Origin of the sequence: Rickettsia endosymbiont of Cantharis rufa, assembly GCF_964026445.1 — a bacterium.
GTDB lineage: Bacteria > Pseudomonadota > Alphaproteobacteria > Rickettsiales > Rickettsiaceae > Rickettsia.
Map to the genome: position 1 here is coordinate 294,533 of NZ_OZ032150.1, position 20,406 is coordinate 314,938.

Here is a 20,406-nt window from a genome sequence, read left to right on the forward strand (position 1 = left end):
AATTGAGCTCCGTATATCAACTCTTCATTTCACAGGAGTATATTTACTTTTAATGCCTTTTAAAAAATATATTTTTTTATTGTTTGCCACTTTACTAATCCAAGGTTGTAGCAGTATTAAAGAATCTAGCGACGCTACTCTACTTTCTACCACGTCATCTCAATTAAAGCAAAAATACAAAATCAGCCATGCAGATTTAGTAATACAGTATGATCTAGCAAACAAAAATAGCAAATGTATATACGCAAAAAACCTAGGTCTGATAATTAATAATCCTAAACAAAACAAGATTTTTTTACAAAAATTTCATAATAAAAACCCGGCAGAATTTAATAAAGCAGCTGAAATAAAAATAGCTGATATAAAGGAAGTTGTAACAAGACTAAATTCAAAATATAAGTTTCTCTCTAAACCGGAAGCTAATTATTTTGCAAAAAAACAAATTCATAGAAATAATATACTGGAATTAATTAAGCTTGATAAAATAATTAGCACGATCCCGCTGATGTTGCCGGAATATGAGTCGAAAATTACTAGCCATTACGGTACTAGAAAAAGCCCTCATAAAAAGAAAAGAAAAAAGAAATGTTTCCATAGCGGTATTGACCTGCAAGCTAAAAAAGTAGCGCCGATATATGCGGCAGCAAGCGGAATCGTTATAAAAGCAGCAAGAGCTTCTGATTACGGAAACTTTATCGAAATTAAGCATTCGCGCAAATTTGTTACGAAATATGCTCATTTAAAGGAAATGTCCGTTAAAGAAGGGAGTAAAATTAAGAGAGGTCAATTTATCGGTATACAAGGAAGAACCGGTAATGCAACAGGTGAGCACTTGCATTTTGAAATTCTACTAGACAATAAAGCAATCAATCCGTTTGACTTTATTTTTAACTGCAGTAAATGTTAAATTATGATTAAACTTTTGTATCCTAAATTTTGGCAGAGGCGAAATATTATAGCTTACTCGCTTTTGCCGATAAGCTTGATATATCAATTTTTAGGCTATTTGCGAGCCAGTTTAGCGCGTCCTATTATGTTGCCTGCTAGAGTTATTTGCGTCGGCAACTGTAGTGTAGGAGGTACGGGCAAGACGCAAATAGTAATATATCTAGCCAAATTACTAAGAGCTAGAAATGTAAGTTTTGTAATAGTCACTAAGGCTTACGGTAGTAACCTTAAAAATGCAACTACCATACATCAAGGACATACAGCATTAGAGGTAGGAGATGAAGGGGTAATACTTGCAAAGCACGGAACAGTTATTACTACTAAAAATATTAAACAAATCCAGCCATTAATTAACGAGCTTAAACCTGATGTAATAGTAGTTGATGATTTTCTACAAAATCCTCATTTTTATAAAGATGCTACTATAGTTTCAATAGATGGCCAAAGGCTTTTCGGTAACGGCTTTTTGATTCCAGCCGGTCCTTTAAGACAATATCCAAATAAGACCCTTGATGCAGCTGATTTAATTTTTTTAGTCAGTAGTACCAATGATAAAATACCGAATATTTTAACTCTTTATATTGATAAATTAATAAATGCTCAAATAGTTCCCTCAAGTAATATAGACAAAAATAAAAATTACTTTGCTTTTAGCGGCATCGGTAATCCTGAGCGCTTCTTTTTGACTTTAAAAAATTATGGACTTAATATAACCGGTTACAAAATCTTTCCTGACCATTATAATTATTTACAAGCAGATTTAGAAAATTTATATTCATTAGCTAAAGATCATGATGCTATCTTAATTACTACAAGAAAAGATTATGTTAAATTTAATGATTTAAATGATGTAATCATATGCTTGGATGTAGAATTATCTATCAACAACCTTGATTTATTGAATGAAAAAATTTTTAAAAAAGCCCAGATATTTAATTGAGTATTTTATCGTTGTTATATTCCTGAAAGTAATGGGGATGTTCAGTATAGATAGAGCAGCAGATATTTGTAGTTTTATAGCTAGAAAAATCGGCATATTATTTGCTGCTAATAAAATTGCTAGAAGAAATATTAAAGCAGTATTCGGCGATATGTTTGATACCCAAAAAACCATAGATCAAACTTGGGATAATTTTGGCAGATTTATCGGCGAATGTGCGTATGTTAACAAAATGAGCGAAACAGAGTTAGAACATAGAGTCGAAATAATTGGGTTTGAAAATATAAAAAAGCTTGAAGGGCAACCTTTTTTATTATTTAGCGGTCATTTTGCTAATTGGGATATTGGTCTTAACCTTCTACATAAATCTTATCCAAAATTCGCCGTGATTTATCGTAAAGCAAATAACCCATATGTTAATAAGTTAATTAATGAAAGCCGTGCTAGTGATAAATTAAGGCTTATACCGAAAGGTCCTGACGGTAGCAGAGCTTTAGTTAGGGCTATCAAGGAACGTGAGGCTATTGCGATGCTTGTTGATCAAAAAATGAATGATGGAATTGAAGTGCCATTTTTAGGGCGCCCTGCTATGACTGCAAATGCCATCGCTAAACTTGCTTTACAGTATAAATATCCGATTATGCCTTGTCAAATTATCAGAACCAAAGGTAGCTATTTTAAAGTAATAGTTCACCCACAATTAAAGTTTGAGCAAAGCGGTGATAATAAAATCGATTGCTACAATATAATGCTTAATATTAACCAAATGCTAGGAGAATGGGTTAAGCAAAACCCTTCTCAATGGCTATGGTTTCACAATAGATGGAAGAAGTAATACTCGATGAACTTCAAAAATTGGCTACGTCATTCTACAAGTTATGCGGTGCTCACGTATTAAGTATACGCTCCGCTCCTCGTCTTGTGAACCCCTTGCTCTTTTTGCAGTTGATCCTCGTATTATCACTCTTTAATTTCACTTCGGAGTATTAGTTTGTCATAGTACGTAATTTTTCAAGTACCCCTTGAGCGTGGTTTTTAGCATTTACCGAACGCCAAATATGTTTAACGATGCCGTCTTTATCAAGTAAGAACGTAGCTCTGTCAATGCCCATATATTTTTTACCGAACATTGATTTTTCTATCCATACCCCTAATTGTTCGCATAAATTTGAATTTTCATCAGACGCTAAATCAAATCCCAAGCCGTATCTTTCTTTAAATTTATCATGAGAATCAAGTTTATCTTTGGATACCCCGATAATTACCGTATTAAGTTTATCGAATTCCGGTTTTAGCCTGTTAAAATCTTGTGCTTCAAGAGTACATCCGGGCGTATCGTCTTTCGGATAAAAATATAATACTGCGAATCGCCCCTTTAAGTCCGATAGTTTAATAATTTTGTCTTTACCTATATGCAGCGAAAAATCAGGGGCTTTTTTCCCTATTTCTAATGTCATGATATCCTCAAATTTATTTTATACAATAACTATATATTAAATATGTACTTTTTAAAATTGCTTTTTATAATTATATTATTTATGATAGCGGTATATAATACTTAAGTTTAATTTTTATTAACTATTTCAATAAAGAAGTTTTATGAGAACTATAACTGAAGCACTTGAAGAATTACATAAAAACCTTAAGAATTCTGCTGAAATTATTACTGTCGACTTTAGTAAAAAATGTCATGAAGTAGCGGATAAATTATCTATCAAAATTAATGATTTAGAGAAATATGCTAAGGATAGTAAAGACCATTCTTTAGAAACTATAAAGGAGCAATACAAAAATTTAACGGAAGACTTGCAGGATTATCAAAAAATCAAGGATGATAAAGTAGAAGAATATAGACAAACTATTGTAAAAAACTTGATAATTTAAGTAAAAAAATTGAATAGTATAACAATAAACACAAACATTAATTGGAGAATATAATGAAAAAAATCTTAGTAACATTAGGGGCTACCGCTACTTTATTATTAACACTTAGCATTTTTGCAGATTCGCCTACCAAGGACGAAACACAAGCAAATAAAGTGCAAACTGAAGAAGTAGCTACAAGCAGTACAAAAACAATTACAGAGAATTTACAGGAATTAAAAGACAATTTAACAAACCTAGCACAAACTGGAGCTGGTAAATTTAATCAGACCTTAAGCAATACATATGATCAGATAGCACAAAGCGTTGCAGAAATAAAAGAAAATATGAAAGATCAAAAAGATAAAAAAGGTAAAGCACTACAAAAATCTACAGATGATATAAAAGCGAAAATAGAAGATTATAAGAAAGCTGGAAGTGAAAAGCAAGAAAAAATACGTCAGCAGCTTGTTGATAAATTAGAAGATCTAAATAAAAATATTAATGAATATAATAAAGAAAAAGCAAATCCATGATTTTATTTAGTGGGTTTTGGTTCTTCCATTGTCACCCCGCGGCTTGACCACGAGGTCCAACTTTTTTTAATTTTTTCTGGATACCGTGGTCAAGCCACGGTATCACATCATTAAAAAATCGGTATTATTTATGACTATTACCAAAGAAAAAATTGCATCTATGTTAAGCTCCAAATTGGGTTTTTCAAATAATTTATGTGAGGAAATAGTTAATACGGTTTTTTCTAACATTTTAGAAACAGCAAAAGAGCAAAAATTAACTTTAAGAAATTTCGGTAGTTTTGAGGTTAAACAAAAAAATCCACGTCTTGGAATAAATTTTCATACTAAATCTCCGGTAATTATAGAATCAAAAAAGAATTTACGTTTTGCTCCTTCTTCCAAATTAAAGGCCCTAGTCAATGAATATGACAAACAATAAATCAATAGGCCTAACAAAAAAATATTATTTTGCTAGTGAAGTAATTGAACGTTTAAATATTGCTTCACATCAATTAAGATATCTCGAAACAAAAATCCCTGGTTTATCTAACTATAAAATAAATAATAGGAAATATTATACTGCTAATGATATTGAGCTACTTCAAAAATCTTTGTCTATAAGCCAAGGAGCGAAGCGTATAGAAGCACGTGAGCATACGACGACTTACAAAGACATTGCAGCCAATTTTGAGGGTTCATCGAGTAGAATCGATATATTACTTACCAACTTCCATAATTTATCTCTTCAAATAAAAAAAATTCTTGCCGTTTCCTCAATGACTTGCGTATAGTATTCGCTATAGTAAATTGATTTGAACGAAGTAGCACGTTATTCACCCTTTCGCTTATTATTATAGGCTCTACCTTCACGACTGTCCCCAAATTCAAATGAATTCACTATATATCGTATTAAAAGGAGTATATTATGACAATAAGACAAACGGCAAAGCCTGTAATCGTAGGTATATACGGTTCTGCATTAACTGATGCTGAAAGAGAATTATTTAAAGAGCATAATCCTTTAGGTGTAATTTTGTTCCGTCGTAATATTAAAAAACATGCTAACGGTGAGCAGGATAAAGAAGCGCTTAAAACCCTTATTGCTGATATAAAAGAAGTATCAGGTGAAAATACTATCATCTCTATAGATCAAGAAGGGGGGAGGGTAAGAAGACTTATTGAACCGACTTTTTATAAAGCTCCGGCTGCCCAAACTTTTACTAATCCCCAAGAATGTAAGCAAAATTATAGCAAGATAGCGAAAGAGTTAAGAGAAGTAGGTATTAATCTAGATTTTGCTCCAGTAGCGGATTTGATTCACGAAGGAGCAGACAATATAGCTGGAGATAGAAGTTTCGGTTCAGAGCCTGAAGTAGTCGTGCCTCTATGTTTAGCTGCTATAAACGGCTTGCAAGAAGAGAAAGTCGGGGCTTGTATCAAACATATTCCGGGTCATGGTAGAGCTAAAGTAGATAGCCATATAGAGTTACCCATTGTTGATACTAGCTTAAAAGAACTAGAGGATACAGACTTTAAAGTATTTAAGGAGCTGGCGAAACATGATAATATTAAGCTTGCTATGACGGCGCATATAATTTACAAAGCTCTTGACCCTCATAACCCTGCGACTCTATCCAAAATAGTTATCGATTATATTAAAAATAATATTGGTTTTAAAGGGCTTATTATTTCCGATGCAATAGATATGAAAGCTTTAAGCGGTAGTATGGTAGATATTACCAAACGAGTTTTAGATGCAGGAGTAGATATAGTGCTTGAATGTACCGGAGAATTTGACAAAATGTCTGAAGTTTTAGATAGTGTTTCAGAAGGTTCTATAGATAAATTTTCTGACCTGTTTGCGTAATGCTGTGTTCATTTAATGTCATACCGCGGCTTGACCGCGGTATCCTAAGGCGCAGTCTATGATGCAAGATCCCGTGATCAAGTCACGGGATGACAACAGAACTACATTAATCTAAGTTAAAATTAATTAAACAATTACATTGAAAAAATTTATTTTTACTATTAATCTGTTTTTTAATTTTTAGTTAAAGAATTAATTTTATAAATTACTTGAATAGTATTATGAACAGTCTTGTAGATTCAAGTTCTAAAAGCTATAGGTAATATTTACTAAAAATAGAGATATGTAGAATTTTAGGTAGCAGGAGGGGGTTTGATTTGTGATATTATTAATCTGCTTAAAGAAGATTTAAATAAAGCAGAGATAGAAAATGAGATATATATGCGTCTTAAAGAACCATACTCTGTTTTAAAAAAGATGAAAAGGAAAGAAGTGCCGATTGATGCGCTGAAAGACTTAATTGCATGTAGGGTTATAGTAAAATCTAAAGGCCTATGCTACAATGCTTTGGACGTGGTTAAGAATTCTCCGCATTTAGCTTTGCTATACACCAAGGATTATATCAATAGACCAAAAAGCAACGGCTATCAGTCTCTCCATAATATAATGCAGCTTTTACACTCTAAACGTAATTTTGAAATACAAATAAGAAGTGAGGATATGCACAAAGATGCCGAGCTTGGTAGAGCGGCTCATTTAAATTACAAAGAAGAACAAGATCGTCACTTGAAAAAAGTTTTTGACGTTACTAACGACACGGTACTTTCTAAAGCGCGTCAAATGGTGAAACAATTTGAAGGATTAGAAGAGCAAATTGTAGAATACGAAAAAGAAATTATACGTATTTGGCATACCAAATATGATGAAATGCTAAAATGGGAAAATGCAGCTGAAATGCTAATATTTAATGAAAAGTAGGGGGGTGCAAGTCTCGTCATTGCGAGCAGGCATTGTCAGTGTGGATCGGTTTTCTTCCGTCACTGCGAGGAACGAAGCGACGTGGCAATCTTGTCAAACATCCTGAGATTGCTTCGTCAATTACTTCGTAATTTTCCTCGTAATGACGATCTGTATGTCACGACATAACGCTATTATGGCAAAAAATATAACATTTATTAAAACTTTATAAAAAAACTACGGCGAAGCTTGTAATTATATACTATATTATAGTACGCTCAGCCCGTAGTTTAGAAACTATTAAAACAAATTTTAGGTTAATTCCCTTATCGAATATAGGATATCCTACCTATATTCGATTGTGATTGTTTTGATGCTAAGTACTAAATATTTTAACTTCAATATAGGAAAAAAATATAGCTCAAAAACCAAATTTTCTAAAAAAATTAATTTCTGCAGAATTGGTGACTGCTTCTACAGCTACCATAGTAGCTGGTTTTGCAGGCTCAACTATGGGTGCTAACCAAAATATTGGTGCAAACGTTGATTTAGAGCAAGCCGGTGTTCCTGGAATAGTAACAGGTGATTCCTTAACTTACGTTGTGCAAACAGGTGGTCCTTTCACTGCTACTGGAGGAAATGATAACGCTGCTAACCCTACTGTGCCTTTCGGTGCGATTAGCGTGCTACAAAACGGTGTTTTTGCAGTTAACGGTGCAGATATAACTATCGGATCTGTTTCTGGTGCAGCAGGTCAATTATTAACAATCAATCTTGCTTCAGGAAACACCTTAACTTTAAACGGCGTTCCCGGAGTTGCCGCTTTCCCTGTAAATACTTACACTAACGTCGGACCTGTTAATTTTGCAGATGATGCTGCTGTATTCAAAGTTAGCCTTGCCGCTAACGGTGCAGACGGTACTAAAACAGCTATTTTCGGTAATACTGCTGCTTTCAACGGCGCTGCTCCAGGTCAAGGTGTAATTAACATTGGTGCTAACAATATAGCTATATTTAATGGTACAATCGGTAATACTAACGGTATACAAGGAATCGTATTAGCTGCAAATGCTCAGGCTACTCTAAATGCAAATACTAAGTTAGATGGTGCTGTTGGAGCGGATGGTATTGCTTTAGGTAATGCTACGATATTAAATGTTGCTGATGGAGTTAATATAACCGGTATTACTGCTAACGCTAATATCTCTATTGATGGTGCAACAGTTAATAACGGTACGGTAAATTTCTGAGGTGATTCTACCGTTAGTACAGACATAGGTGCTAACAAGTCTGTAGCTGCAGTTAATGTTAACGGTGAGTTAACATTCCAAGGTGGGAACGATGGTAATGATAGTACATTTGCTGCTAAAGCTATTAATTTAACTAGCGCTGATTCTTTAATCAAATTTACTACACAAAATCATGTTGTAACAGGTGACATACTTAATACTAGCGGGACTAATAACCAAGGCGGTTTCAGTGTTAACGGTGGTGATGTAGAAGTTACCGGTAATATCGGTGCTGACGGCAATAGTTTAGCTACAATTAATTTTGAAACAGATAATGGTTTAACAATACATAAAGCAGCTGCAAATGCCACGAATGCTCTTTTTGTTCAAAATGTAAATACAGATACAGCTAATAAAGGTACATTAGAATTACATGGTAAAACTTACGCTATTAACGGTAATATCGGCGGAAATAACGCTTTAAAATTAGTTATTTTAGCAGATGATGATAATGGTGCTGCTACAAACTTTACCTTAAAGCAAGGTGACTCAATTAAGGCTCAAAATATATCTTTAGCTAAAGCACAAGATAACACTCTCGCCTTAGAAGAGGGTACAACCGTAACCGGTGATATCGTAAATACAAAGGGAGTAGGTAACGGTACAATCGCTTTAACCGGTAATGCAACTATTAACGGTGGTATAGGTGTTGATATTGCTGCTGGCGGTAATGTCGGTAAAGCTATCAAAAATATTACTTTAGGCGGTAACAACTTAGCTTACGGTGGGAAATGCTATTAATGTTGAGAGTGCTCTTAATAACGGCATTAATTTTAAAGCTAATGAGATATTATCTTTAACTAACACTACGGGTGCTATAACAATTACTTCTGATATATTAGCAGGTGCCGATAAACAAGGTATAATAGATGCAAGTGCCGTAACAAATAACCAAACTTTAGCAATTGCAGGTAAAATTGGTATTGTTGATATTGTAAATAACCCATCTACAAATAATAAATCTTTTGGACAATTAAATGTCGGTTCAAGTAAAACAATTTTAAATAGTGGTGATGCTGCTATTGCTGAGTTAGTTATTGGAAATAACGGTTCAGTACAACTTGGTCACGATCATTATTTAATAGCTAAAACTACTAATGCCGCCGGCCAAGGTAAAATAATAGTTGCTGCTAATACTGGTGCGGGCGATACCACTCTTATAGCAGATACAAATTTAGGTAGTGTTGCAGCTCCACTTTCTGAAGTGAACTTTGCTGCACCTGTAGTTAATGCGGATATTCAATTAATTTTCAGTAAAAATGTTAATTTACATGCCAATAACATCACTACTACCAATCCTAACACAGGTTCTGTTGTCTTTGATGTCGGTGGAACAAATATAGTAAGCGGTACAGTCGGCGGTCAGCAAGGTAATAAGTTTAATACTGTAGCATTAAATAACGGTACTACGGCTAAGTTCTCAGGTAACGCAATATTTAACGGTGAAACTACAATTGAAGCTACTTCAACCTTACAAATCGGCGGTAACTATACTACAGATAATATCGCATCTGTCGATAATACCGGTATAGTACAATTCGTTAACGCTGATGATATTACCGTAACATTAAACAAACAAGCTGCACCTGTGAATGCTTTAGCGCAAATAACAGTTTCCGGTTCTGGTAACGTAACATTTAATGAAACCGGTAATGCAGGTAATGATCATGGTGTTGAAATTGATACAATTGTTTTTACAGAGGCAAGTTTAGATTCGGCTATATTTTTACCTAGTGGTATTCCAATCAACGATGCAGGCAACACAATTCCTTTAACAATTACAAGTAAAGTTGGTAATGGTCCGGTGAATGGTAGATTTGTTGCTCCTGCTGTAGTAGTATCAGGGGTTGATAGTACAATCGCTAACGGTCAAGTCATCAGTGATGAGGATAATATCGTAGGCCTAGGTCTTGAAAGCGATAATGGCATAATCGCTAATGCTACTACATTATACGCAGGTATCGCTAGTGTAAACAATAATCAAGGTACTGTGACTCTTAGCGATGGTGTTCCTAATACCCCTGGTACAATTTACGGTTTAGGTATTGGTAACGGTACACCAAAGTTAAAGCAAGTAACGTTTACTACAGACTATAACAACTTAGGTAATATTATTGCAACTAACGCAATAATTAAGGACGGTTTAACTGTTACTACAGGTGGTATAGCCGGAAAAGATTTTGACGGTACGATCACTCTTGGAAGTGCTAACGGTAACTCTAACGTAAGGTTTGTTGACGGTACAAATTCTACTTCTACAAGTACAGTCGCTACTGTTAAAGCTAATAACAGTACTGTAACTTACTTAGGTAGCGCATCTGTCGGTAATATAGGGGCTGCTAATACTCTTGTAGCTTCCGTGCAGTTTACGGGTCCTGCCAGTTCATTAGAAAAATTACTAGGAAATATATATTCTACAACAACCAATTTTGGTAATGTTGACTTAAATGTTACAGGATCGAAGGTAATTTTAGGTGGAGGCACAACTGCTATTAACGGTAATATTAACCTTGTAACAAATACCTTAGCATTTGAAAGCGATACTTCAACATGGGGAGGCAATGCTTCTCTTACTACTGACTTAACAGTATCAAACGGTAATATAGGTCATATCGTTATTGCGGAAAGTGCTCAAGTTAATGCAACAACTATAGGAGCAACAACCATTAACGTACAAGATAGTGCCAATGCAAATTTCAGTGGTACACAAACTTATACTTTAATCCAAGGTGGTGCTAGATTTAACGGTACTTTAGGTGATCCTAAGTTTAACGTAACTGGAAGTAATATTTTTGTAAAATACGGATTAATACGTGACGCTAATCAAGATTACGTGTTGACACGTACTAACGATGCGACAAACGTAGTTACAACAGCTATCGGAAGTTGCCAATTTGCAGGTGCGGCTGGTATAGGTCAGAACGTTGCGACATTCTTAAGTGCAACTAACACTGCAGCATATAACAATATGCTTTTAGCTAAAAACACTGCTGATGCAGCTAACTTTGTTGGAGCTATTACTACCGATACAAGTGCAGCTGTAACTAATGCGCAATTAGATGTAGCTAAAGATATCCAAGCTCACCTTGGTAACAGAGTAAATGCTGTTAGATATCTAGGTACTCCTGAAACTGTTGAAATGGCTGGGCCTGAAGCTGGAGCAGTTGCATCGGTTGCTGCCGGTGATGAAGCTGTTGACAATGTAGCTTACGGTATATGGGCAAAAACTTTCTACACTGATGCACATCAAAGTAAAAAAGGCGGTGTAGCTGGTTATAAAGCTAAAACCACCGGTGTCGTAATCGGTCTAGATACGCTAGCTAACGATAACTTAATGATCGGTGCTGCTATTGGTATCACTAAAACTGATATTAAACACCAAGATCATAAGAAAGGTGATAAAACCGACGTCAACGGTTTCTCATTCTCTCTATATGGTGCACAGCAGTTTGTTGAGAATTTCTTTGCTCAAGGTAGTGCAATATTTAGCTTAAACCAAGTGAAGAACAAAAGTCAGCATTATTTCTTCGATGCTAACGGAAATATGATCAAGCAAATCGCTGCTGGTAATTACGATAACATGACATTCGGCGGTAACTTAACAGTTGGTTATGATTACAATGCAATGGAAGGTTTATTAGTAACTCCAATGGCAGGGCTTAGTTACTTAAAGTCATCTGACGAAAACTACAAAGAAACCGGTTCAACAGTTGCAAACAGGCAAGTTAACAGCAAGTTTAGCAATAGAACCGATTTAATAGTCGGTGCTAGAGTAATGGGTGGTACTATGAACTTTAGTGATCTTGCGGTATATCCGGAAGCTCATGCTTTTGTGGTTCACAAAGTAAATGGTAGATTATCTAAAACTCAATCTCAGTTAGACGGACAAGTTACTCCGTTCATCAGCCAACCTGATAGAACTTCTAAAACATCTTATAATTTAGGTTTAAGTGCAAGCATAAGACCTGATGCTAAGATGGAATACGGAATAGGTTACGATGCTCAGATTGCAAGTAAATATACTGCACATCAAGGTATTCTAAAAGTCCGTGTAAACTTCTAATCGCCCCCGATTAGCAAGTTTATAAATTTCTCAAGAAAAAAGCCCTCTTTGAAAAAAAGAGGGCTTTTTTTATTCTATATTCCAATTTTCGTTTATTTTCGTAGGTGTTGCCGTTGTGTGCACTTTACGTCATCGCGAGGAAAGTTACGAAGTAATTGACGAAGCAATTTTGGGGAAAATTCCTGAGATTGCCACGCTCACTAATGCTCGCTCGCAATGACGACTTGTATCCACGTAACAACGCCTTCCCTCGAAAACGGGAATCCAGTACTTTAAAGCTTTTTAAAAGCTTTATTTAAAAAGTAAAATTAATAATAAAAAAAATCTTTAAAATTAAAATTTTTTTAGCCTAGATACCCGCTTTCGCGGGTATGACATAGAAATTTTAGATCAATTCTTTTTAGGTAATGCCCAGTCTAACCTCAAATTTTTATTGACTTTTAGTAGAAAAGTTATAAATTTTTACAGCCAGAAATTTAAAATTATCAAATATTATAAAAAAATATATATTAGTGATTATTATGCTTTTAATAAGTGGAAGTATATTTGCTTAAAGTCAAATATCTAATTTAGTTGTACCGGTTAGCTATTTTATAAATCATGTATCACAATTGGAACTACTAGCAATAAATCCCATATGGAATATGCAAAAGGGCCGCACCTCCATTTTACAGATGTGGATATTAAAAGGCTATACGTTCAATAAGAGTTCCGATGACTTTATCATGAATATCCAATGACTTGGAAAAACAAATTGTTTTACGTGTCAGTCTTTTGCATCTTGTTCTAAGATTTAAGTTACCCCGTTCTATCCGTTGAGTATATTTTTTACTAACAATGTGTTTTTTGGGATCTAATAACCTAGCATAACTTCCCCATCCATCTGTAAAGTAAAAAGTAACCTTAAAATCCTCCAGTTTTTTTCAGTAATGATTCTGATGTGCTATCACATCTTGTACCAAAAGTATAAGCAACTACTTTTAACAAAATCTTATCCAAAGAATATCAAAGCCATCTTTGTTTGGATTTATTCTGTACATAAGGCCATTGTTCATCTATTTCAGGAGCAATAATTACTTCTATCGTATTGATAGAATGATTTATCTTTTTTAACGCTAGATTTTTTTAAAACACGGATAACCGTATTGATACCCACTTTTAATACTCTTACTGTATCCCTAACTCCAGAGCCATTGATTGACATATCTACTATCTGAGCCTTGACTCCAGGCTTAGAGGCATTATTAATATATTACAGTTAAAAATATCGATTACACTGCTTGCATTGATATCTCTGTTGTTTTGAAATTGAATATCCCGCCTTTACTACTTTTTCTGTGTCGTTACAATATCTACACTTAACATCTATTCTTGATCTACACTTAACATCTATTCTTGCCATAACTCCTTAACTATAATTCTCTCTTATTACTGTTTGAGGATTATAGACTATTCATGCTAAGCTGCAATACGGGGGCGCGAGCGGCAGAAGTATTGATAATATTGTTATTGAGCGTTTCTTTAGGACACTGAAATATAATTGTATATTTATTAATGATTATCAAAATATAGGAGAACTTAAAGAGGGTATCAATGATTATATCAGTAAATATAATTATCAGAGATTTCATTCAAGTATTGGGTATAAAAAACCCATGAATGTATATCTCGATAGTATACCACATCATACACAAATAGCAGCTTAATTTTGAACAAAATTACCAAGTACATTGTTCATATATTTTGTCTTGATTTTTCAGGTCATTATACTTTATTAACTCAGTATTTACTGACCTTGTAGCTTGATAACGACTTTCAGATACTCGAATTTTTAATTGCTCTACAAATTCTAAATACCCTGAATTAATGATATTTTTATCCATAAAATTTTTAGTTTAATAATAATTAGCATTATACACATGAATTTTTATATTTTCAATTATAGGTTTATTATTTGCTAAATATTATTAGCGATAGCTCTATTGTCATAATCACATATAACCTTTATAATAATATTCTTAACAAAAATAAAGTATATGAAAGAATTTCCAAAGAATTATAATTTTATCGAAAATGAGAAAAAGTGGCAGCAGATTTGGCAAGAACAGCAAATTTATGCGTATGATTCAAATATTCCAAAAGAAGAAACTTATGTAATTGATACTCCGCCTCCGACAGTTTCGGGGCAGCTACATATCGGGCATGTTTACAGCTATACGCAAACCGACTTTATCGTACGTTTTCAGCGTATGATCGGTAAAAATATCTTTTATCCTATGGGGTTTGACGATAATGGACTACCGACCGAGAGACTTGTTGAAAAGCAAAAGCAGATCAAGGCTTACAATATGAGTAGAGACGAGTTTATAAATATTTGTGAAGGGGTAGTAGCAAGTGAAGAAGGGAAGTTTAGAAGTCTATTTAACCAAATAGCCTTATCGGTTGATTGGAGTTTAGAGTACCAAACTATCAGCCCGTTATCACGAAAAATATCACAAATGTCTTTTCTTGATTTAGTTAAGAAAGGCGAAATTTATCGCAATGATCAGCCTATATTATGGGATCCGGTAGATTGTACTGCTCTTGCTCAAGCCGATATTGAGGACAAGGAAAAAACCTCTTTCATGAATTATATTACGTTTAAAACCGAGCAAGGAGACCCGCTTACAATAGCAACTACAAGACCGGAATTACTACCAGCTTGCGTAGCCGTATTTTATCACCCTGACGATGAACGTTATAAGCACCTGGTAAGCAAATTTGCTATAACTCCGCTTTTTAATGAGAAAATTCCACTGCTTGCTGATTCTTTAGTACAACAAGATAAAGGCAGTGGATTAGTTATGTGCTGTACGTTTGGTGATCAAACCGATATTACTTGGTGGAAAACGCATAATCTACCTTTAAAAACTATTATTACTAAAAAAGGTATAATAGATTTTCCTCATGATATCGGTATAGACGGATTGAAAATTAAAGGAGCTCGAACAAAAATAATAGATACTTTAAAAGAGCAGGAATTGCTTATTAAGCAAGAAGAGATAACTCAAACCGTTAAATGTGCCGAGAGGTCAGGCGCTCCTCTTGAGATACTAACCGTACCGCAATGGTTTGTTAAAACAATATCACATAAGGAAGCGTTACTTAAAAGAGCAACTGAGTTAAACTGGCATCCTAAAAGTATGAAAATTAGACTTGAGAACTGGATTAATGCCATTAGCTGGGATTGGTGCATCAGTAGGCAGCGTTATTTTGGTATACCGTTTCCTGTTTGGTACTCTAAAGTAATAGGAGAAAAAGGTAAAATTTTATATGCCGATATTTCACAGCTACCTGTCGATCCCTTAAAAGATTTACCTATAGGCTATAGTAAGGAGGAAGTAGAGCCTGACTTGGATGTTATGGATACTTGGGCAACAAGTTCTGTTTCGCCGCAGCTTTCTACTCATGGGATTTCTGATAATTTCGCTGTTAATAAAGATAGACACAATAAATTATTCCCTATGGATTTAAGACCTCAAGCACACGAAATTATTAGAACCTGGGCATTCTATACAATCCTAAAAGCACATCTACACCAAAATACTCTACCGTGGAAAAATATCATGGTAAGCGGTTGGTGTTTAGCTGAAGACCGCAGTAAAATGTCAAAATCCAAAGACAATGTTTTAGTTCCTGAAAAACTGCTAGAGCAGTACGGTTCTGACGTAATACGCTATTGGTCGGCAAATTCAAGACTTGGAGCTGACACCTCCTACTCTGAAGATGTTATGAAAAATGGTAAGCGACTAGTTAATAAGCTATGGAATGCTGCTAAATTTGTTTCTATACATTTTGATAAATTAAAAGATGAAGATAAAAAAGCAAAGCTTTTGGATGTTAAAGAAAAAATCACTAACGAGTTTGATCAATGGATAATTAATAAACTAGTAGAGCTAGTTAATCTAGCTACAAATGAGTTACAAAATTATGAATATGCAAATGCTATGCAGCTGACAGAAAAGTTTTTTTGGTCGGTATTTTGTGATAATTATTTAGAGATTAGTAAAACTAGAAGCTATGATGAAGAAAACAAAAACCCACAAGGGCAATATAGTAGCATATTAACACTCTATCACATAATGCAAACGCTATTAAAGTTATTTGCTCCGTTTATACCGCATATTACTGAAGAATTATATCAGATATTATATAATGATAGGAGGTCTATTCATATAAAAGGTGGCTGGGTAAATTATAGCAATTTATACTATGAAATCGATGTAACGCAATCAGAAAGATTAATTGAAATTCTAGACATCGTCAGGAAATTCAAAGCCGAGAAGAACCTATCTATAAAAGCTCCGATAAAATTACTTGAAGTTAGTAGCATAAAATTATCTGAAGAACTAACAGAAGATTTAAAAAACGTTACATCGGCAGAAGAAATAAAATTTGAGGTTCAAGGTGATAAAATTAAAGTCGATATTATCCTTTAAAAATATTTTAGGCTTAATTCTTATTATATTTGCCGGTATATTTTTTTATGCTTATATATTAGAACATGACTGGCGATATGTAACCTTAAATGATGAGCAAGTAAAAAAATACAGAATTAGTGAGAAAAAAGCTATTGGCCTTTATCAGCTAATGAAAGACACTCATGAGATACTTGGTAAGAATAATATTAATTATTGGATAGAAGGCGGTACGCTGCTTGGAGCCGTTAGACATCAAGGTATAATTCCTTTTGACGATGATTTAGATATAGGCATAATACATGAGAATGAAGTACGGTTGCAACAAATATTACCACAATTTGAACAGCTAGGTTATACTGTTTCTTTTGAACGGTCTTACAATATATGTAAAAAAGTTTGCTTGGATATTTTTATTTTTCATAAAGAACAGAACAAATTTATTCATACTAACTTAACTACTCGCAATAAATATCCAAGCGACTTTTTTTATGATTATGAGCTATACCCTTTAAAAAAATATAAATTCGGTAGTATAGAGGTTTATGGCCCGGCTGATCCTAAAGCAAATTTAGATGGGCTATATCCGGAATGGGATAAGTATACAGTAATACATAATTCTCATAGCTTACATTTACCTTTTTTATCGAATATCGAGAAAAAAACTAAATTTATATTAACGCCGGAATTGTTAAAACCGGCTCATCCGTTTGGTCCCTTAGAGGATAGAGTAAGCTTTTAAACACGTTAAAATAATAACCGATTTGTTATATCAGCAGGGAAAATATAATTTAAGATTCAAGATAATAAAATTAAAGTCGATATTATCCTTTAAAAATATTTTACGCTTAATTCTTACTATTTTCATCGGTGTATTGTGTTATGCTTATATATTAGAACATGACTGGCGATATGTAACCTTAAATGATGAGCAAGTAAAAAAATACAGAATTAGTGAGAAAAAAGCTATTGGCCTTTATCAGCTAATGAAAGACACTCATGAGATACTTGGTAAGAATAATATTAATTATTGGATAGAAGGCGGTACGCTGCTTGGAGCCGTTAGACATCAAGGTATAATTCCTTTTGACGATGATTTAGATATAGGCATAATACATGAGAATGAAGTACGGTTGCAACAAATATTACCACAATTTGAGCAATTAGGATATCGTGTTAAACACAATAAAATTTATGTAATTTGTGGGATAAGATGTTTAGATATTTTCGTATTTCATCAAGAAAATGATAAATTTGTTCATTTTAATCAAAGTATGTATAATAAATATCCAAATGATTTTTTTATGATTATGAGCTATACCCTTTAAAAAAATATAAATTTGGCAGTATAGAAGTATATGGTCCATCTGAATATAAAGGGTATTTGAATAGACAATACCCGGAATGGGATAAATACGCAATAATATACAGTCCTCATAGCTTACATTTACCTTTTTTATCGAATATCGAGAAAAAAACTAAATTTATATTAACGCCGGAATTGTTAAAACCGGCTCAGCCACTCGGACCGCTAGAAGATAAAGTGAATATAGTCAATCCAGCTACATTTATTGGTATGTGCGAGGATACAGCTTATAATTAAACGTCGAAATGATCACGTAAATTACAAAACATATGCCTTATTTATTACCGATTATCATAACTACACTACTTATTTTATTAGCTTTAATAATTTGGTTTTATGTAAAAACTAAAACCTTAAAAACGCAGCTACAATTCTTATCGGAGCAGAATCTAGAAATTAGCAATAACAACCGATTATTGAATCAAGAAAAAATAGGATATTTGCAGAAAATTGAGCAATTGAGGTGTAAAGTAGAATATCAGGACCAAACTATCAAAGATACGGAAAAAATAAGAAGCGAGTCGTTTTCATCAGCAAAAGCTGCTTTATTTGATTTAGGTAAGGATTTATCCAAGCAATTAATCGAAATTCATAAAATGGAAAATACAGCAGCAAGAGAGATTTCAGAGAAAAATATTGCTACTGCATCAGGAAAGTTTAACAGCGAGTTTGAGCGGCTAATTACGATGGTAGGTGCATTAAATAAAGATATTGAGCGATCAAAAGGTACGGTTGATTTGATAAAACAGTCGCTGCTTTCTCCTATCGGCGCGGGGTTACTTGCCGAGATTACGCTTGAGAATATCCTAAAATCGTCGGGCTTACGTCCTAATTTAGATTTTATTATGCAATACGGCCTAACTACGCTAGACAGCGGAAAGCTAAGACCTGACGCCCTTATCTTTCTACCCTCAGGTAATTTAATGGTTATTGATTCCAAAGCTTCAAAGTTTCTAGTTGACGCACAGGATAATAATGGGAATCTGAGTAAAACTATGAATTATCATTTAAAATCCCTGACTAATAAAGACTATGCCGAAAATATTTTAACCAACCTAAACAAAAAGGATTGGAGTTTTAATAATGTTATTACTTTAATGTTTTTGCCAACTGAGCAAGCGGTTGAGAAAGTTATTGCAGCTGATCCTGAATTTTTACAAAAAGCTTGGAGCTGTAATATCTTTCCCGTAGGACCTGCGGGGCTTATGAATATGCTGTCATTTGCAAGATTCCAGATTACCGATCATAAGCGTTCAGAAAATTATAAGGTTATCATAGAAGAAGTCAGGAAGTTATTAAGCTCTATAGGTACTATAGCCGATTATTCTCAGAAAATAGGTAATAACCTACATAATATGGTTACTAATTACGATAAATTTGCGGCTTCGTTTAATCGCAACCTTATGTCAAGAGTTAAGAACATTCACAAACTCGGCATTGATTCAGGGAATAAAGCCATGCCGGCAGCATTAGAGCGTTATCAAATTGTTTCCTCTAAATCAGAGATTATTGAAGTAGAGGCGAATGAACAGCCCCAGATAGAGGCAAAATTATAAATAAATTTGCCGTATACCTTACTTGGCGCTATAATGCTCCTAACGAATAATTTGCGCTAGATTCATAAATATCCTTGCATTATGCTTAGAACGCATACACTCATGTAAATACAAATGTTCGCAATCTTCTTTTATGGAATCGTAAGAGCAGTTTTCAAAGAATTTTCTTTTGTATATTGCAAGACTGTTAAAACACGAATTTACCGGTAGCAAATCTGAATCTGGGAGATATATTTTCTGCATGGGAGAAATATTTCTCGTAGGATAATAATTTTGGCCGGTTTTTAGGCTATATTCAGCTGGTGTATCGGAAAACTCTTCATTACGGAGCGCAAAAGCATCATACATTTGCCCTTGAGAATTAAATATTCCATTTGAGCATATAACATCCCAACGTTCAATTTTGCTAAAACTGTCTTGTATTCCTCTAATATCAATACCGTAACCTATATCTATATCGAGAATAATTACTATATCAAACTTATCAAATTCACTCGTGTTTAAAATTTCTAGATATTTATTCCTAATATCCGCTAGGAAGTTTATAGAAGGTCTTTTTCGGTTAAAAAAGTCCTGTGATATAATCTTTACTTTATGATTTACTAACTGCCACAAGTTTAACATTAATTTTGTAGTATCAGT

Annotated in this window: 18 protein-coding genes and 4 pseudogenes; 17 read left to right on the plus strand and 5 right to left on the minus strand. The window is 33.9% G+C overall.

The features are described from left to right. The first annotated feature begins 52 nt into the window (after positions 1-52). Genes AAGD46_RS01580 through AAGD46_RS01590 form a run of 3 tightly spaced genes read left to right on the plus strand, consistent with a single transcriptional unit; the run spans position 53 to position 2,723 of the window. Positions 53-907: a M23 family metallopeptidase gene (locus AAGD46_RS01580; RefSeq protein ID WP_341787869.1), complete on the plus strand. Its 855-nt coding sequence runs from the start codon at positions 53-55 to the stop codon at positions 905-907. 3 nt (positions 908-910) lie between these two features. Then, positions 911-1,888, plus strand: a complete 978-nt coding sequence (gene lpxK / locus AAGD46_RS01585) for a tetraacyldisaccharide 4'-kinase (RefSeq protein WP_341787504.1) — start codon at positions 911-913, stop codon at positions 1,886-1,888. Next, the gene (locus AAGD46_RS01590) at positions 1,851-2,723 is read left to right on the plus strand and encodes a lipid A biosynthesis lauroyl acyltransferase (RefSeq protein WP_341787505.1); all 873 of its coding nucleotides are present in this window, start codon (positions 1,851-1,853) and stop codon (positions 2,721-2,723) included. Before lpxK ends, AAGD46_RS01590 begins: the two co-directional genes overlap by 38 nt. Before the next feature lie 151 nt (positions 2,724-2,874). Here the strand turns inward: AAGD46_RS01590 and bcp are convergent, their stop codons facing one another. Continuing rightward, positions 2,875-3,345, minus strand: coding sequence for a thioredoxin-dependent thiol peroxidase (gene bcp, locus AAGD46_RS01595; RefSeq protein WP_341787506.1), 471 nt, complete (start codon positions 3,343-3,345; stop codon positions 2,875-2,877). Positions 3,346-3,487: 142 nt separating this feature from the next. On the opposite strand from bcp, the gene AAGD46_RS01600 reads away from it, so the two are divergent. The 7 genes from AAGD46_RS01600 to AAGD46_RS08585 all read left to right on the plus strand — a co-directional run bounded on the left by AAGD46_RS01600 (position 3,488) and on the right by AAGD46_RS08585 (position 8,283). Beyond that, positions 3,488-3,772, plus strand: coding sequence for a hypothetical protein (locus tag AAGD46_RS01600; RefSeq protein ID WP_341787507.1), 285 nt, complete (start codon positions 3,488-3,490; stop codon positions 3,770-3,772). A 53-nt stretch (positions 3,773-3,825) separates the two neighbouring features. Beyond that, positions 3,826-4,287, plus strand: a complete 462-nt coding sequence (locus tag AAGD46_RS01605; protein WP_341787508.1) for a hypothetical protein — start codon at positions 3,826-3,828, stop codon at positions 4,285-4,287. A gap of 130 nt (positions 4,288-4,417) precedes the next feature. Then, the gene (locus AAGD46_RS01610) at positions 4,418-4,708 is read left to right on the plus strand and encodes an HU family DNA-binding protein (RefSeq protein WP_341787509.1); all 291 of its coding nucleotides are present in this window, start codon (positions 4,418-4,420) and stop codon (positions 4,706-4,708) included. Further along, on the plus strand, positions 4,695-5,060 hold the full coding sequence (locus AAGD46_RS01615) for a palindromic element RPE5 domain-containing protein (RefSeq protein WP_341787510.1): 366 nt from the start codon (positions 4,695-4,697) through the stop codon (positions 5,058-5,060). The genes AAGD46_RS01610 and AAGD46_RS01615 overlap by 14 nt, the downstream gene beginning before the upstream one ends. Before the next feature lie 134 nt (positions 5,061-5,194). Further along, a complete protein-coding gene (gene nagZ / locus AAGD46_RS01620; protein ID WP_341787511.1) occupies positions 5,195-6,136 on the plus strand; it encodes a beta-N-acetylhexosaminidase in 942 nt (313 codons plus the stop codon). Between the two features lie 312 nt (positions 6,137-6,448). Continuing rightward, on the plus strand, positions 6,449-7,054 hold the full coding sequence (locus AAGD46_RS01625) for a bifunctional (p)ppGpp synthetase/guanosine-3',5'-bis(diphosphate) 3'-pyrophosphohydrolase (protein ID WP_341787512.1): 606 nt from the start codon (positions 6,449-6,451) through the stop codon (positions 7,052-7,054). Positions 7,055-7,497: 443 nt separating this feature from the next. Beyond that, positions 7,498-8,283 carry a hypothetical protein gene (locus AAGD46_RS08585; RefSeq protein ID WP_410525942.1) on the plus strand — a complete coding sequence of 262 codons (786 nt, stop codon included), beginning with the start codon at positions 7,498-7,500 and terminating at the stop codon, positions 8,281-8,283. A gap of 170 nt (positions 8,284-8,453) precedes the next feature. Here the strand turns inward: AAGD46_RS08585 and AAGD46_RS08590 are convergent, their stop codons facing one another. Further along, positions 8,454-8,633, minus strand: coding sequence for a hypothetical protein (locus AAGD46_RS08590; protein WP_410525943.1), 180 nt, complete (start codon positions 8,631-8,633; stop codon positions 8,454-8,456). A gap of 232 nt (positions 8,634-8,865) precedes the next feature. On the opposite strand from AAGD46_RS08590, the pseudogene AAGD46_RS01630 reads away from it, so the two are divergent. Both AAGD46_RS01630 and AAGD46_RS01635 read left to right on the plus strand, forming a co-directional pair. Continuing rightward, positions 8,866-12,385: pseudogene (locus AAGD46_RS01630) on the plus strand (autotransporter outer membrane beta-barrel domain-containing protein); the annotation flags it as partial. Between the two features lie 611 nt (positions 12,386-12,996). Further along, positions 12,997-13,125: a hypothetical protein gene (locus AAGD46_RS01635; RefSeq protein ID WP_341787513.1), complete on the plus strand. Its 129-nt coding sequence runs from the start codon at positions 12,997-12,999 to the stop codon at positions 13,123-13,125. Here AAGD46_RS01635 and AAGD46_RS01640 read toward each other — a convergent pair. Then, positions 13,069-13,787 (minus strand): annotated as a pseudogene (locus AAGD46_RS01640) (IS1 family transposase). The gene AAGD46_RS01635 and the pseudogene AAGD46_RS01640 sit on opposite strands and share 57 nt — an antisense overlap. Positions 13,788-13,869: 82 nt before the next feature. Here AAGD46_RS01640 and AAGD46_RS08595 point away from each other — a divergent pair. After that, positions 13,870-14,091 (plus strand): annotated as a pseudogene (locus AAGD46_RS08595) (integrase core domain-containing protein); the annotation flags it as partial. Positions 14,092-14,103: 12 nt separating this feature from the next. On the opposite strand, the gene AAGD46_RS01645 reads toward AAGD46_RS08595, so the two are convergent. Next, positions 14,104-14,268 carry a hypothetical protein gene (locus tag AAGD46_RS01645; RefSeq protein ID WP_341787514.1) on the minus strand — a complete coding sequence of 55 codons (165 nt, stop codon included), beginning with the start codon at positions 14,266-14,268 and terminating at the stop codon, positions 14,104-14,106. Positions 14,269-14,421: 153 nt separating this feature from the next. Between AAGD46_RS01645 and AAGD46_RS01650 the strand changes: the two genes are divergently transcribed. The 4 genes and pseudogenes from AAGD46_RS01650 to AAGD46_RS01665 all read left to right on the plus strand — a co-directional run bounded on the left by AAGD46_RS01650 (position 14,422) and on the right by AAGD46_RS01665 (position 19,764). Further along, the gene (locus AAGD46_RS01650; protein ID WP_341787515.1) at positions 14,422-16,863 is read left to right on the plus strand and encodes a valine--tRNA ligase; all 2,442 of its coding nucleotides are present in this window, start codon (positions 14,422-14,424) and stop codon (positions 16,861-16,863) included. Continuing rightward, positions 16,832-17,584, plus strand: coding sequence for a phosphorylcholine transferase LicD (locus tag AAGD46_RS01655; protein ID WP_341787516.1), 753 nt, complete (start codon positions 16,832-16,834; stop codon positions 17,582-17,584). Before AAGD46_RS01650 ends, AAGD46_RS01655 begins: the two co-directional genes overlap by 32 nt. 61 nt (positions 17,585-17,645) lie before the next feature. Continuing rightward, positions 17,646-18,445: pseudogene (locus AAGD46_RS01660) on the plus strand (LicD family protein). A gap of 32 nt (positions 18,446-18,477) precedes the next feature. Then, a complete protein-coding gene (locus tag AAGD46_RS01665) occupies positions 18,478-19,764 on the plus strand; it encodes a DNA recombination protein RmuC (protein ID WP_341787517.1) in 1,287 nt (428 codons plus the stop codon). Positions 19,765-19,803: 39 nt separating this feature from the next. Here AAGD46_RS01665 and AAGD46_RS01670 read toward each other — a convergent pair whose 3' ends face one another. Further along, entirely contained in the window at positions 19,804-20,388 is a 585-nt protein-coding gene (locus tag AAGD46_RS01670; protein WP_341787518.1) for a hypothetical protein, read from the minus strand. Positions 20,389-20,406 lie beyond the last annotated feature (18 nt).

Excerpts from the sequence above, each read along its gene's own strand:
- AAGD46_RS01580 (WP_341787869.1), top strand. The coding sequence starts at position 53 with ATGCCTTTTAAAAAATATATTTTTTTATTGTTTGCCACTTTACTAATC.
- lpxK (WP_341787504.1), top strand. The coding sequence starts at position 911 with ATGATTAAACTTTTGTATCCTAAATTTTGGCAGAGGCGAAATATTATA.
- AAGD46_RS01590 (WP_341787505.1), top strand. The coding sequence starts at position 1,851 with ATGAAAAAATTTTTAAAAAAGCCCAGATATTTAATTGAGTATTTTATC.
- bcp (WP_341787506.1), bottom strand. The coding sequence starts at position 3,345 with ATGACATTAGAAATAGGGAAAAAAGCCCCTGATTTTTCGCTGCATATA.
- AAGD46_RS01600 (WP_341787507.1), top strand. The coding sequence starts at position 3,488 with ATGAGAACTATAACTGAAGCACTTGAAGAATTACATAAAAACCTTAAG.
- AAGD46_RS01605 (WP_341787508.1), top strand. The coding sequence starts at position 3,826 with ATGAAAAAAATCTTAGTAACATTAGGGGCTACCGCTACTTTATTATTA.
- AAGD46_RS01610 (WP_341787509.1), top strand. The coding sequence starts at position 4,418 with ATGACTATTACCAAAGAAAAAATTGCATCTATGTTAAGCTCCAAATTG.
- AAGD46_RS01615 (WP_341787510.1), top strand. The coding sequence starts at position 4,695 with ATGACAAACAATAAATCAATAGGCCTAACAAAAAAATATTATTTTGCT.
- nagZ (WP_341787511.1), top strand. The coding sequence starts at position 5,195 with ATGACAATAAGACAAACGGCAAAGCCTGTAATCGTAGGTATATACGGT.
- AAGD46_RS01645 (WP_341787514.1), bottom strand. The coding sequence starts at position 14,268 with ATGGATAAAAATATCATTAATTCAGGGTATTTAGAATTTGTAGAGCAA.
- AAGD46_RS01650 (WP_341787515.1), top strand. The coding sequence starts at position 14,422 with ATGAAAGAATTTCCAAAGAATTATAATTTTATCGAAAATGAGAAAAAG.
- AAGD46_RS01665 (WP_341787517.1), top strand. The coding sequence starts at position 18,478 with ATGCCTTATTTATTACCGATTATCATAACTACACTACTTATTTTATTA.
- AAGD46_RS01670 (WP_341787518.1), bottom strand. The coding sequence starts at position 20,388 with ATGTTAAACTTGTGGCAGTTAGTAAATCATAAAGTAAAGATTATATCA.